This is a genomic window from Pantoea eucalypti, from assembly GCF_009646115.1.
GTDB lineage: Bacteria > Pseudomonadota > Gammaproteobacteria > Enterobacterales > Enterobacteriaceae > Pantoea > Pantoea eucalypti.
The window spans coordinates 3,553,382-3,567,607 of sequence record NZ_CP045720.1 but is presented as its reverse complement, the minus strand read 5'-3'; the positions used below and the strand labels follow the sequence as shown (position 1 = coordinate 3,567,607).

Annotated in this window: 10 protein-coding genes, 1 tRNA gene and 4 pseudogenes; 9 read left to right on the top strand and 6 right to left on the bottom strand. The window is 47.4% G+C overall.

The annotated features are described in order from the left end of the window. Nucleotides 1-79 precede the first annotated feature (79 nt). From EE896_RS22675 to EE896_RS16680, 4 genes and pseudogenes are all read right to left on the bottom strand, one after another. Nucleotides 80-274: pseudogene (locus EE896_RS22675) on the bottom strand (DUF2501 domain-containing protein); the annotation flags it as partial. Nucleotides 275-833: 559 nt separating this feature from the next. Continuing rightward, nucleotides 834-1,043, bottom strand: coding sequence for a hypothetical protein (locus tag EE896_RS16690; RefSeq protein WP_140916155.1), 210 nt, complete (start codon nucleotides 1,041-1,043; stop codon nucleotides 834-836). Between the two features lie 661 nt (nucleotides 1,044-1,704). Continuing rightward, a complete protein-coding gene (locus EE896_RS16685; RefSeq protein ID WP_003850952.1) occupies nucleotides 1,705-2,379 on the bottom strand; it encodes a class I SAM-dependent methyltransferase in 675 nt (224 codons plus the stop codon). Beyond that, on the bottom strand, nucleotides 2,376-3,389 hold the full coding sequence (locus tag EE896_RS16680; RefSeq protein WP_003850950.1) for an HNH endonuclease family protein: 1,014 nt from the start codon (nucleotides 3,387-3,389) through the stop codon (nucleotides 2,376-2,378). Before EE896_RS16680 ends, EE896_RS16685 begins: the two co-directional genes overlap by 4 nt. A 367-nt stretch (nucleotides 3,390-3,756) precedes the next feature. Here EE896_RS16680 and EE896_RS16675 point away from each other — a divergent pair, with 367 nt between their 5' ends. From EE896_RS16675 to EE896_RS16645, 7 genes and pseudogenes are all read left to right on the top strand, one after another. Continuing rightward, nucleotides 3,757-4,218, top strand: a complete 462-nt coding sequence (locus tag EE896_RS16675) for a hypothetical protein (RefSeq protein ID WP_140916157.1) — start codon at nucleotides 3,757-3,759, stop codon at nucleotides 4,216-4,218. Between the two features lie 29 nt (nucleotides 4,219-4,247). Further along, entirely contained in the window at nucleotides 4,248-4,634 is a 387-nt protein-coding gene (locus EE896_RS16670) for a hypothetical protein (protein ID WP_140916159.1), read from the top strand. Nucleotides 4,635-4,784: 150 nt separating this feature from the next. Further along, nucleotides 4,785-5,816 (top strand): DUF1176 domain-containing protein, encoded by a 1,032-nt coding sequence (locus EE896_RS16665; RefSeq protein WP_078804902.1) that lies wholly within the window; start codon nucleotides 4,785-4,787, stop codon nucleotides 5,814-5,816. A 122-nt stretch (nucleotides 5,817-5,938) separates the two neighbouring features. Beyond that, nucleotides 5,939-6,023 (top strand) — tRNA-Leu (locus EE896_RS16660). 573 nt (nucleotides 6,024-6,596) lie between these two features. Continuing rightward, nucleotides 6,597-8,858 (top strand): annotated as a pseudogene (locus EE896_RS16655) (type I restriction-modification system subunit M); the annotation flags it as partial. A 680-nt stretch (nucleotides 8,859-9,538) separates the two neighbouring features. Further along, entirely contained in the window at nucleotides 9,539-10,135 is a 597-nt protein-coding gene (locus tag EE896_RS16650) for a hypothetical protein (RefSeq protein WP_140916160.1), read from the top strand. Between the two features lie 114 nt (nucleotides 10,136-10,249). Further along, nucleotides 10,250-11,263, top strand: coding sequence for a restriction endonuclease (locus EE896_RS16645; protein ID WP_140916161.1), 1,014 nt, complete (start codon nucleotides 10,250-10,252; stop codon nucleotides 11,261-11,263). Nucleotides 11,264-11,628: 365 nt separating this feature from the next. On the opposite strand, the pseudogene EE896_RS16640 reads toward EE896_RS16645, so the two are convergent. Next, nucleotides 11,629-11,817 (bottom strand): annotated as a pseudogene (locus EE896_RS16640) (nucleotidyl transferase AbiEii/AbiGii toxin family protein); the annotation flags it as partial. Continuing rightward, nucleotides 11,810-12,583, bottom strand: a complete 774-nt coding sequence (locus EE896_RS16635; RefSeq protein ID WP_110411682.1) for a type IV toxin-antitoxin system AbiEi family antitoxin — start codon at nucleotides 12,581-12,583, stop codon at nucleotides 11,810-11,812. The gene EE896_RS16635 and the pseudogene EE896_RS16640, both read right to left, overlap by 8 nt. Before the next feature lie 389 nt (nucleotides 12,584-12,972). Between EE896_RS16635 and EE896_RS16630 the strand changes: the two are divergent. Next, nucleotides 12,973-13,103, top strand: a pseudogene (locus EE896_RS16630) (restriction endonuclease subunit S); the annotation flags it as partial. A 259-nt stretch (nucleotides 13,104-13,362) separates the two neighbouring features. After that, complete coding sequence (gene symE, locus EE896_RS16625; protein ID WP_078804792.1) at nucleotides 13,363-13,692, top strand: endoribonuclease SymE; 330 nt, start codon at nucleotides 13,363-13,365, stop codon at nucleotides 13,690-13,692. Nucleotides 13,693-14,226 lie beyond the last annotated feature (534 nt).

Below are 14,226 nucleotides of genomic sequence, written 5' to 3'. Positions count from 1 at the left end.
CGCTATCGCTGGCGAAAGCTTACTGAATGTATCGCGCTGGCAGATCCGTGCCTTATCCGAGTGGCCCGCGCTGATTGAGGCCGGGCTGCCTGCTGGTGATAGAAGAGAGCGATATACCGCTATTCTGCTGTGTGGTGCCGGTGCCGGTGCCGGTGCTGAGCTGCGACGCTGTACTGCTCAGCTGATGATCCTGCCAGCTCGCCGCTGATGCACTGCCTGCGACCAGAAGTGCCGCCAGTCCCCATCCCCACGGACGGCGTTGTGCTTGTTCCATCGCAACCTCGTTATGTGCTTATTCAGTTTTCCTAAAAAGCTGAGGAGCTGAACGTTCCTGACTTTCTTCATTAAATAGCGCTTTGGGAATCTTCAGTAATAAAAGTGATAAGATATTCAGGTGGTTGTGGGTGTTATTATTCTGTGAAGTGATTTTCTGAAGTCAGTGATAAGGACGCCCATATAATAAATTTTTTAATATCCTTGCTGCTTCTATCATGGATTATACTGGTTTAAATTAAATTTTCCGCTTTTCTTACGGTATATTTTATTAGCGATTGCCTGGGGTTGGTTAATGTCTATCTTTAAAATTATATTTGACGAACGGTCTTCATTGTTTTTTTACTTTTATCATCCCGGAAATAATAATCGCGTTGATGAATTTAATGCCGTAATTAAATTGAGGATGGAAGGTTTTTACTATCCAGCCTTGCAAAAATCGCCATATTCACGTCCTGTCTGACCTATTGTGCAAGAGGCAAAGACAGCGTGTTCGTTAGGTATCTGGTCTGAACTCATGACGACTTACGCTTGTTGTCCGGGCTGAAGTCAGTGCAGGGTTAACGACGGTCTGGCTTTTCAGCAATCAGCCAGGTCAGGCCGTATACAACCAGTCCCGCGACAAGAACGAGCAGCGGAACAATGATGCGCATGGCACCTTCATTCAGCGTGGCTGCCAAAAAAATGCCCACCACCATAGCCATTAATACCAGACTACCGGACACTTCGGCGATGAGCTTACGAAGAAGTCTAATAATTTTCGATAGCATTAATAAATTCTCTGGAGGCTGAGGGGTTTTTACATAACATTTCACCCATTTTGATGAAGTTCTGCAAAGGTTCTTCGAACATGAAATAGAGCATGTCGTAGTCGTTAATCCGCAGTTTTCGCCACAGTTCAGGGTTTTGCCTCTGAAGTCGTCTGGAGGCTTCACAGGCGCGGGAAATTACGCCCTTAGGGTTCGCTCCAGCCCCAGATAAATCCATCGGTACTGAAACCATGCCCGATAAGACTGAGCTGGGGAACATTGTTGCGTCCGTTGCTTTTCCCCGGAAATCGCGTCCATTGATGAATTAACTTTAAAATATTGTAATGGTCATGGCAAATTTTTGGCAGTGCAGGCTGAACTGAAAGGACAGCTGCTAATGATTTTATGTAAAAACTTTCTGTAAAGTTTCTACGGATAACCGTGACCTGTTTTCTTCGATATAGTCACAAAATATCCGTGCTAGCCGGAAAGAAATACAACCCGAGAGAATAAAGTGAACTGTAAACGGGCACCGCTGATACTCGATGCTGAGCATGCAAGATGCAAGATGCAAGATGCAAGATGCAAGAAAGGGCCAACCGCGAGGTTGGCTCTTTTGCGTTTGGGGGCTGGGTGAGTGATTAAGGTTGTAGCAGGAGTCAGGGATTTCCCAGGCCAGCTATCAAATTAAACTTTTCCTGATAATCGCATTCAGCCAGATCTCATTGCTGCGTCCCGCACGTACATCACCGGTCTGCCAGATTTTTGCCGTTTCAAAAGCGAACCTGTTCCCCGTTGCGTCCTTAGATCCAGCCTCTTTTATGATCCCCAGCTTATTTTTAGCCAGGGGGGCCCTGCCGGGAGTATTCATTCCTTCAACCAGTTTCTGAAACCCAGTTACATCCATATCAGTAAATCTGCGCCCGTCCTTTTCCCGTTCGCCGTGACCATGCTTAAAGGAGAGATACCAGACGCCACCAGGCTTTAGCGCTGTGGCCAGCTTTGCCATGACGTCAGGGAGTTCAGTGTGGGAAACATGCAGCACCGATGCGCAGCACCAGATACCGTCATATTTTTCAACCGCATCAACATCCTGAAAGCGCATCTGCGCTACAGGCTTTCCGGACCACTGACGAGCCAGCGCAACCAACTCTGCTGATGCATCGAAGGCTTCGACGTCAAAACCCATTTCACTAAAGGCTTTGACGTCACGACCTGAACCGCAGCCTGCATCAAGAATGCGAGCGCCTGGCGGCAGGTAACCGGTAAATGTCAGGTAAAGCGCAGACATATCCACACTTGCCGTGTCGGTAAAAAACTGTTGAGCGTTCTGACGGTAATAATCTTCGTTGCTCAAAACTGGCTGCCTCCCTGTGCCGCTGGCTGCCACTCGTGGAGCAGGGAAAATTTTGCCGTATCCCAACTGTTTTGCAGGAAGCTGTGCCGTAGTATCGGCGTTGCGCCGGTCTGGCGGAGTAACGTCTCCCGCAATGGCAGATGGCTGTTAATAAAGTATTCGTTTCGATCATGCAGTCGCTGCAGCAGCGCTATTGACGGGATGCGCGCAAACTTACCCTGAGCGCCACGATTACAGGTCTGGCAGGCCAGCACCAGATTCCAGACGCCGTTGAGGTTGCCGATTTGCTCGCTGAGTATCAGCGGCAGAAAGTGATCGACATCCGCCAGGTTCTCTTCGCCGCCCGTCACGCCAATGGCGCGGAAGCAGTAAAAACACAGTCCTTTCTGGTAGCCGTTCAGGCTGCTGCGACAGCTGGTAATATCGACGCGGCGACCACTCTGGCGGCTGAAAAGCATTTTGTCATTATCGTCATAATCAACCGCAATCAGGTTGCGTGAAACATTCATCGCCCAGGCTTCTTCAACCAGCCGCCATCTTGCATCCGTTTCCGCTTCCAGACTGGCGAACTGTTCGTTTTCCGTCAGCTGATAAAAATTATCCGTAAGTCGTATGCCTTTATGACTTCGCCGTTCATCCAGGAAAAAGCGTTTGTCGATCTCGGCATGATTCACATTATGAAAAGCATCGATGACGTTAGCAAAACCGCGCTTAACGGTAATAGCGATTAACTGTTCTTCGTTGATTTCGCCTGCGTTGAATTGCCTGCACGCCTCCAGAAACTCGCTGCTTTTGCTGGTAATCTGCTTTGGCGCATGACGCAGGTGAGCGCACAAATGCCGGACAAAAGGCACGGCCAGCGCTTCCAGCGTAATCAAATCGTTGTCCGGCTGCTTCAGGTCGTATAGCGCATGGGCAAGAGCAAATTTATAGGACGCGACGTTTTTGCCAAAAAGAATAACGCCGCGCCAGTAGTTTTCGAGGCGGGGATCGGCCTGGTAAAAGCGCATGCAGGATCCTGTTTTGCGAGACAGCTCGAGAAATTCATGTAACAGGATCACATAACAAATGCAGGTAAATGTAAACCGTAAAGGTGGGGAGGGATTTGGGAGTTTTTAAAGGCGAACAGGCGCTGTAAGACAATCAAGACAACATCAGCGTAAGAGATAAGTTGAGGGAGGATGCTCAGGTTAAAACGTTGGGCCATAGCCGGATTTATTCAGGCAACTCAGTTGTGGGGCTGGCGCTCGGCCCTGTCTCTCGTCAGACAGATCGTAGTGCACTGAAAGATGAGCTGGCAGTGCAGTAAAAACGGATAACGGCATCATATCTTCTTCGATATAATCAGGAGCTATCCGAACAGGTCGGGTCATTTAAATGCATCAGTTTGTTTATTTTATTTTCTCACTTCTGTCGTTAGCTTTCTTCATTTTGCTCATCTGGTATTGCTTCAAGCCTTTGCCCCTTAAAAAAGGGCTCCCTCCTTCTCCAGGAATGATGAAAAAGATCTCGGCTAACACCCCGATATTGAAAAAGTTGGGCATGAACACGGAAGATTATTACTATGACTGCGACTTCCTGTATCAGCAGCGCGAAGGCGAAACGCTTTGCAAAGTTCCGCTGAAGAATATTATCAGGATAAAAGTCAGCGGAACTGAAGTCAGTAATCGCCGGATATGGCTTGTTCGTTACGTTACCGGGTCTTATAGCACCGAAAGGGAGTTCAGAGTCCTGAACAACTACACCCTTTTTAATCGGGAGTTTGCTGGTTTTCTTGCCGCCGTGAAAGAGGCCAATCCAGCGGCTGAGGTGCAGGAAATGACCTTAGGACGACTGTAAATTGGCAGGATAGCGCGGAGCGCTTTAGCATGAGCAATGATATGGAACCCTCAATGGCGGACGTTATCGCTTTTGTTCGCGAGTTTGCAGGATGTAAACGTGAAACCATCAATGAAAATACCTGGTTGGAAAAGGATCTGGGGATTACCGGCGATGATGGTGTTGAGTTGCTGGAGGAAGCGGAAAAAATTTTCGACGTGAGTTTTTCTACAGAAGAAGAGGATTTCCGTAAGACGTTCTCTCTGAAAGAAAACGAATATCTTTTCCATAGTGAAGGCATCGACTTCTTGGGCATTGTTTATCTTTGCAGACGTCTGCGCGGCATTCCTGCGCCCGTTATCCGCGACCTTTCAGTCGGCCAGTTGCACCGTGTGCTGGTTGAAGCGCATAACAAAAAAGAGAGAGTTACCCTATAGCTGCATCGCCCAGGAACGTGGCTCAGCCTTTCGTTAAAGCCTGGCGGCAATTAACAATGGCTGTTGGTTTTCTCGCACTCGTGATGTAAGAGTGATACCAGTGCTGATGTCAGAAATAAAACATAAGGAAATAAAGTGAACTGTAAACCGATGCTTTTTGTGCTGGCGATGCTCTCCCTGTCGGCTCAGGCCGCCCAGAGCGGAAAAACGCTTGAGCACAAAGACTGGGAAGTTGTCTGTGATAACACCCTGACCTGCCGCATTGCGGGTTATGGCAAAGAAGAGGATCCCTCCGGCTCCATCCTGCTCACCCGTGCCGCTGGACCTGGAACTGAGACAGTGGGAGAAGTGACGCTGGGCGACACCGAAGATGACAGCGAACCGGCGGAAAAGCTGACGCTCTGGATTAACGGGAAATCAGCAGGTGATCTGGTGGCGGCTGACGACAACTGGCGAATGTCGGCAAGTCAGACCTCAGCGGTCATCAGCGCCGTCAAAGGCAGCGGTAAAGTCGAGTTTAAAGGCGGCACCAAACCATTTCTGCTTTCCGGTGAGGGCGCTTACGCTGTGCTGCTGAAAGCGGACGACGTGCAGGGCCGTATCGGCACGCCAGGTGCGCTTACTAAAAAGGGCAATAAACCGGAAAGCAGCGTGGCTAAGGCTGTGCCTACACCGGTTATTCAGGCGGCTAAAACCCTCGGCGGCGAACCCCGTTTGCTGACCGCTTCGGAAAGCGACGCACTGAAAACCCGGCTGCTTGCAACGGTCAATCACAATGACGATGACACGTGCGACAGCCTCTATTCACCGGCAGAAAACAGCGATCCTGAAACTGACGGACTTACGCTTACGCCACTGGATGATACACATGCTTTGCTTTCATCGCTCTGCTGGCGGGCTGCGTATAACGAAGGCTATGGCTACTGGGTCATTGATAACCAGCTAAAAGGCAAGCCTGAGCTGGTGACCATTTCCGGGTCGGATTACGACAAGGGCGAGATTACCAGCGTGCAGAAAGGCCGTGGCATCGGCGACTGCATGAGCCAGGAAAACTGGGTATGGGATGGCAAGGCTTTCCGCAAAAGTTATGATGGTGGGACCGGCATGTGTCGTTATATCCATGCGGGCGGCACCTGGGATCTGCCGACGCTGGTGACGGATGTGAAGCCTGTTTCGGGTTAAGCCGGTGAACCTGAGATCCAAAAAGACGTTTTTTTCAGCAGTTGCACCTTCGTCTGCGGATAAGGGTTGCGGAAACAGGGGGTAACGGTATAATCCTCAACGTTTTCCGCATACCCTTCAGTGCCGAAGTGGCGAAATCGGTAGACGCAGTTGATTCAAAATCAACCGCCGCGAGGCGTGCCGGTTCGATTCCGGCCTTCGGCACCAGGTATGGAAATTAAAGTCGCTCAAGGGCGGCTTTTTTTGTGCCTGGGATTTGGTGTTTGCAAGGTTTTCTATGCTTTATTAATCACTCTCAGTCTCCCTGATTCAGTTTGCATCAACTGAATGAGACAGGGGCTTCCAAGGCTATATCCCGGTTCGGTCATAGATATACTCACATAAAATCTTTAAGAGTACTTATCACGGTTCTCGCTTTAACGCCGCCATACTGGTGGCTTCGTTTTGCTTTAGCGGCAAAGTGAATACCTTGGTGCTAATAAAATTTCCTGAAGTGTCACTAGTGGACACACATTAGGTTTTTAAATTTGCTCTATCACTCTCACTGTACCAGACGGTATTTCAGGCTGTTACTTCGATATATCTCATTGAGTCAAGGCTTAGTCGCAGGGGAAATTACTGACATAGATGAATCTGTCACCTGCGAAATTTGTTGCTTGTGCTCCCGTATATGCGCTGTATGATTTTCCCATCTCATTTGTTGCATCTCCCGTTTGCTGGTTCAACAGGCTGTCAACCGCATACGGCAGGTAGCGTATTCAACGTTTTTCCGGAATTCCAATGTCTGACAAAAATTTTTCACAAACGGCTGCGTTTATCTGGTCGGTTGCTGATCTGCTGCGCGGTGATTTTAAACAGTCGCAGTATGGGCGTGTGATCCTGCCCTTTACGCTGTTGCGCCGTCTTGAGTGTGTATTAGCAGAGACCAAAGACGCGGTTGTGGCGAAATATGATGAATTAAAAACCAGTCCGCTGCCGGAAGATGCGAAAGAGAAGTTTCTGCTGCGCACCAGCACATTTTCCTTCTTCAACACCTCGAAGATTGATCTGGGCAAGATGGATCAGCACGACATCAAAACCAATTTGGAAAGCTACGTACAGGCGTTTTCATCAGACGCGCGTGAGATCTTCGAACACTTCAAATTCAGTGAGTTTATCGGCCTGCTTGAAGATGCCAACCTGCTGTTTAAGGTTGTGAAGAAATTCGCCAAGACGGACCTTAGTCCGAAAGCGATTCCCAACCATGAAATGGGGCTGGTGTTTGAAGAGCTTATCCGTCGTTTTGCGGAAAGCTCCAATGAGACCGCCGGTGAGCACTTCACCTCTCGCGATATCGTGCGCCTGACCACCTCGCTGGTGTTTATGGAAGATGATGATGCGCTGACGCAGGACGGTATCATCCGCACCATTTATGATCCGACGGCCGGAACAGGCGGCTTCCTTTCTGCGGGGATGGAATATGTTCACAAGCTGAACCCTAACGCGGTCATGCGTGCCTTTGGTCAGGAGCTGAACCCGGAATCCTACGCTATCTGTAAAGCCGATATGCTGATCAAAGGCCGGGACGTCAGCCGTATTAAGCTGGGCAACACCCTCTCTAACGACCAGCTGCCACATGATCAGTTCGACTACATGCTTTGCAACCCGCCGCTTGGCGTGGACTGGAAAAAGATTGAGGGCGAGATTAACGACGAACACATGCAGAAAGGCTTTAATGGCCGCTTTGGCCCGGGCCTGCCACGTGTTTCCGACGGCTCGCTGTTATTCCTGATGCACCTGATCAGCAAAATGCGTGACAACCACAATGTGGATGGCACCGTGAGCAACGGCGGGCGAATCGGGATTATCCTCAACGCTTCCCCACTGTTTACCGGTGGTGCGGGCAGCGGCGAGAGTGAAATCCGACGCTACATTCTGGAAGCCGACTTGCTGGAAGGCATCGTCGCGCTGCCAACGGACATGTTCTACAACACCGGCATTGCCACTTACGTCTGGATCCTCTCCAACAAGAAAGCGCCTGAGCGTAAAGGCAAAGTGCAGCTGATTGATGGCACTAATCTGTGCGGCAAGATGCGTAAATCGCTGGGTTCCAAGCGCAACCTGATGGGCGAAGACGATATCAAGCTGGTCACCCAGACCTTCGGTAAATTTAAGGTGGTGGATGTTTCAACTCTGGAAGAGCTTGGTTTGGAAAATGTTGCCGAGCAAAAATCCAGCCTTGGCCGTCAGCCCGTCACTGCCAAAACCGAAGCGCCGAAGACCTTCGCCAGCAAAAGCTTGAACACCACTGACTTTGGCTATCGTCGCCTGACCATTGAACGTCCGCTTCGGTTATCTGCACAGGTGTCAGATGAAGCGATTGCTTCTTTGCGCTTTGCACCGAAGCCGTTTAACGCACCGATGGAACGCCTGTATGAAGAATTCGCCTCCCAGTGGCAGGAGAGTTCCTACGGGTATTTCTCCGAACTGGAATCCGAAGCGCGCGCCGTCATCAAAGCTGAATTTGCTGAGCTGAAAGAGAAACAGGTTAAAGACCTGCTTAACAGCAAACTCTGGCTTTCACAGCGTGAGTTAATGGAAAAGACACAGCAGATTCAGACGACGCTGGGGTTGCAGGCGGGCGGTAAAACGCGCGTGAGCAATGACTTCAACCAGTTCAAGCTGACCCTGGAAGATGCCATTAAAACCGCTGGCGTGAAGCTGGATGCGAAAGAGCATAAGCAGTTTATCGGTGCAATCACCACTAAAAATCCGGATGCCGAACCGGTGGTGAAGCAGGTGCTGAATGAAGCCGCTCAGCCACTGTACGGGACGTTTGAGTACAAAGGCAAGGTTGTTGAGTTTGAGCAGGACAGTGAGCTGCGCGATAACGAAAACGTTCCGCTGAATCCTTCAGTATCCACCAGCAAACTGACTGAAAACTACTTCAAAACAGAAGTGCTGCCATTGGTGGCTGATTCTTGGATTAATGCTGAAAAGAAAGATAATAAAGATAATAATGTCGGGGTGGTTGGGTATGAGATCAACTTTGATTCCTATTTCCAACGAAAGCACTATAGAGATAAGCTTCTTCAAGGAAAATCGGTTCGTCTAAAAGAAATAGTGAAAATAAATAATTCTGGGCTTTATGTATTGGATCATGCAACTGGAAGAATAAATGAGTTTTCTTCCTTAAGTGAAAAGAGAATAGCACTCAATCCAGCTCGCTTTGATTTCCAGAGTGAAACTCTTCTTACTGATTTTTATAATATATTTTTACAACATGAAGAAGGTGTGGACTGGCTTAGGAATAATTTCAAGTCCACATATACATTCTCAAGAAATATATCAATGCCAGCATGGCTAAATGCGAGGTTCTCACTTCCACCTGTAGGTAATCAATCAGGGTTAATAGAATTTTGGAATGAGTGTGAGGCTGTGCTAGCTCGAGTCTCTTTACTTAAAAAGTCTGTTTTTTCAGATTTCAACTCAGCACAAGAACAATTACTACCGTATCAAAATGTTGCGCATAGATATGAACAAGAATTCTCAGCAATGTTGCCAACCCCTTTAGCCATTCTGTGGGAGTTAGCAGAGTCAAAATTTAATAATAGGGAACGATGTGAGGCTTATATTAAATTTTTTGAATATCTTGGGTTGTATTTTGTTTCATTCATTTTTGGGCACAGGAAACCGTCAAAAGAATACTTTTGCAAAAAGCAAAAAAATTGCCGAATATTACAATGGCATTTGGTCATAATCGAATTAACGATTATAAAAATACATTTGATCTAAGTGATGGTAATGTCAGTTTGATATGTAGTGACGAGATCGTAAACATTCTCCGCGAAGCCACTGAACTAAGAAATGACATTTCTCATAGAGGGTTACCGTCTGCTATAGCTGTAAATTCAACGAAAGAGGTTGTTGAGCGTTTAGTTAATCGTATGCAGCTAGAATGTAGAGCGTTTTTTGAAATGACCACTCTTATAAAACCAATTCAAGCAAAGTTCGATGGAAGTGGGTTTGTGAATGAGGTTGAGGTTCTTAAAGGGTTGGGAATTAATCCGAGTAAAACTACGCAATTCAAAACTTCTGATCCTATGATATCTGGGGAGTTATATCTTGCACATGGTGATTTAGCGGCTAATGAAAATATAATCGTAACAAAAATTTTTCCTTTAATGGTCATGAGAGAGATTTTACTCGAAAGTGATATAATGGGTTTTTACTTCTATAGTGACATTTTTGACGATAATATTCGTTTTGTTTGCCCTTATCCTAACGTGACAACTTACACATTTCTCGAACAAAATGTTATTACAGATAGCCTGGGATGAATCATCTAAAATAATTATTCTTGGATGTCTGGGTATCCGCTGTAGTGCGCTTTGGCGCCTGCAGCTAACAAGATTATTATTCAGCTAAATTTCTTTTTCGCATAAGGGACAGATATGGGTAACAGAATGTGGATGATTCGTGGCGATGGCGGCAAACTTTATGACGATTTTCGCGATAAACAAATCATAGGTATTGGTTGGTCGCAACTGGCTCCTTTGGTCAAACCTGGTCTGTCCCGATCCCAGTTACTCGCCCTATACCAGAAAGTAGATCCCTTAACGAAGCTGGGAAGTGCCCGTTCTGGTGCATCACAGGTCTGGCGTTTTGTGAATGAAATCAAAAAGGGTGATTGGGTTGTTACCTATTCGCCAGCCAATCGTACTTATCTGTTAGGCAAAGTTACTTCCGACTTCCAATATCATCCTGAATGGGTAGAAGAGGGGATGGGGATTGCTCGGCAGGTTAAATGGAATACTGAAGAAATCGACCGCGATCGTTTGTCTGTTTCGACCAAAAATACACTAGGCTCTACGCTGACAGTTTTCCAGCTTCCAGAGTATGCGTTAGTAGAGCTTTTACAGGATAAGAAACCCACAGTAGACGTTATTACTCATAATCCAGTTCGAATGGATGAGGATGAAGTTGTTTCAGATCCGCTTCGTGATATGGAAATGCTTGCATTTGAGGGTATTAAAGATCGCATCAACTCACTTGACTGGGATGAGATGCAGGACCTTGTTGCCGGCGTCTTACGCAGCATGGGATATAAAACTCAGGTGTCTCCTGCTGGAGCCGATCGGGGTAAAGACATCATCGCTTCTCCTGATGGATTTGGCTTTGAAAATCCGCGTATTATCGTTGAGGTAAAACACCGCAGAGAACAGATGGGAAGTCAGCAAATCCGTAGCTTTATTGGCGGCCGTCATAAAGACGACCGTGGGCTTTATGTCAGTACAGGTGGTTTCACTAAGGACGCTCGATATGAAGCCGATCGTTCAACGATACCGCTGACGCTTTGGACGCTGGATGACCTTGTTAGAGCGCTTATCGAAAACTATGAGCAAGTTGATATTGACACTAAATTGCTGGTGCCTCTCAAGAAAACCTACATTCCCGCCAAAACTTAGTTTCGATAGCGGTTAAGATGCATGATTAAGTCGCCTAAGGACGGCTTTTTGCCTGGCATCTAGTGTTTATTAGTCTCATTGAATGTAGATGGACATTAACCTGACACACCCATCGCTCTCATCAACTGTTTCTCACTCGCAGTATTCATTTCTTAGTCCCATACCGGTTGCGATAGTCACTGTAGCAGGTATGATTTTGCGCACTGCATTCCAATATTGAATTTATGCCGCTGTACATTTGCACTACGGCCGCGATCTCCCCGAGGATTTCATGACTAACACTAATTTTTCGCAAACGGCTGCCTTTATCTGGTCTGTCGCTGACCTACTGCGCGGTGATTTCAAACAGTCTCAGTACGGGCGCGTAAGGCGACCTCTCTGCTTTCCAGTGGGATATAAGCCAGATCGATATCAACGGACAATCGGGGAAAATCGCGAATGAATAAGTTGATTGCGGTTCCCCCTTTCAGCGCAAAACAGGTCTCGTTAGCGACATAGGGTAATGCTCTAACCAGCAGGGAGACCTGGCGGTAGTAGGGGGAGGTTTTATCCATGGCTTATTCCCTTCCTGTTAAAATTTTCGGGCACAGTAATCATGTACTGCGTGTCCAGCTTGCCATTGACAACAACTTGTCGGTTACCCGATCCCAGGTCGATTTTGCTGGTATCTACGCGCCTGAACCAGGCATGATCATAAAAACTGGCGAAAAACAGATACAATCGCTTTGTTTGTACGGACTGACTGAGCGTAAGTAGCTTCTCGACTTTACGTGGATTGAGATTGACCAGTCCCTGAAAAAGCTCGGCAGCGTGCTCGAATGAGATTACCTGAGGGACTGCGCTTAACAGCTCATAGGCTGCCAGCTCTGGTACGCTGGCAGTTAATTTTTTTCCTTTAACGTCGAGCTCGGTTCGGAACTTCTCATCCAGTTGAGGAAGCTTCAGAGCTGATACTATCAGCCACTCAACGCCGGGAAATTCTTTAAACCATTTAGGCAATATTGTTTTGTTTTCAACGCTAAGCCAGCATTGACTCTGCTTAAGTTGCAGGTAATGGGAACGGCCCTGCCAGGAGAGGCTGCTCAGTCCGGCCAGATGCACTGGCGCGTCAAGCTGGCTTTGAAGACTCCATAGCGCATCACTCCAGTCCGGTTCTCGTCCTGCGCGCGCATAAACGCCAGCCCGCAGTTTTTTCAGCCAGCCACTTTGCGCGTATTTATAGGCCAGAGAAGGCGATATGTTGTTCCGGGTTAGCCAGGATTGCAAAACCAGGCTTCCTGGAGAGGTGTTTTGCAATAGCCAGTTTATTTTTGATGGCATAGATTTACTCAGGGTGTAACTATAATAAAAAAAGTAAACTATCTGGGGAGTGAAAAGTCAATGTACAGTGTCTCTCACAGCATAAATGTTGCCAGCGAAAGTTATTGATAGCCTGCAGGCAAATCCTGAACAGTTTGTTTCAGTCAGGCTGGGAATGATTGCATCACGTGTGTTTTTTGATAGATCCGCCCGTAATCGATACTGTCAGCCGAATCCCTGCCGCCGCTGCTTTAGACACATACTCTGGTACAAGAAAAATCTGCTCCGCCAGCCACATCAGTCCCTTCACTATCAAGCCAGATCAAATGATAAGCCTGGCGTGGTACCTGGACCCATGGTTTGCGCCGAATCGCCGTAAGCCGCGACTATCAGTCCGTCAATAAACCCGACAACTAATCCTGGCGAAAGCATTCCAGGGGGAACTCACAGTGCAGTGGCGGCAGTAAACCCTGAATTAATCAGCGGAGAAAACAGCGCTGCCGCATTACTGGAAAAAATTAAATCCGAACGTACAGTCTGAATAGTTAAAAAAACAACACATAAAAAATCCTGATTATTATTTTATTGCGCGCCTTGCCGGTGCGTGCCTTATTATTTACCGCCAGATAAATATTAATATTTATATTCAAATGATTTTATAAACAGATTATTTCACGCTGCTTTCAGCTGGACTTTTTGTCGCTTTACTGATGATATATACAGGTATTTAGCGCGGTGCGGATGTGCGCCAACACACCCGCGCCGCTAATCACAATCACTATTGAAAAGGAATAGTAATCATGACTGACGCCCATTCTATTGCACAACTCTCTGAACCAGAAGTCTCGCCTTCAAATAACCGCCAGCTGACGGTTGGCTACGCGAGCCGCTATCCGGATTACAGCCGGATTCCCGCCATCACTATGAAAGGACAATGGCTGGAAGCAGCCGGCTTTGTCACTGGCACAGCCGTAGAGGTAAAGGTAATGGAAGGCTGTATTGTGCTCACTGCCCGGCAGGAGAGCGAACTAGTGCAGTCGCTGCGCCAGGTATGCAAGCTGTCGGCGCGGAAACAAAAGCAGGTTCAGGAGTTTATTCAGGTTATATCCGGTAAACAGAAAGTCGTTTGAATGGAAAGCCGCTCCCGAGATCACATCGGGAGCGGTTAAATATCAAGGTGAATAATGTAGAGCGAGGGAATTTCAGGCTGCATTTTCGCGGCGCCGCTCGGCGTGTCTTTATGCTGGATCACTTTACAACACCGAACTGATTTCATGGCTATTCGGCAGACATTACTCTATACCTCACAGGTAAAATTACGTAACGGGCTAATGTCTTTTGCACAATTGAGTTGGTGTTAAATGGAAGCGAAACGTGTCCCGGCAAGGGATGGAATCCTTATCGCCGTCACCTTGCTCGTAATAACTTTCCTTCTGGTAAAGCCATCAGATCAATCTACAGAGGGAGAGCAGAATTTTTGGACAGCGTTAGCAAAGCTATACAATCAACGCGATATTGAAGGTTTGTGGGGGTTACGCTAATAGTCATCAGAACAGTGGTAACCCTCAACGGTTATCAGATCATAGTCAGAGTGATTGAGAAGAAGATGAATAAAAAAAACGAATTTTATAATAAGTGAAGTAGTTTTTTGCCCCTCGCATTGC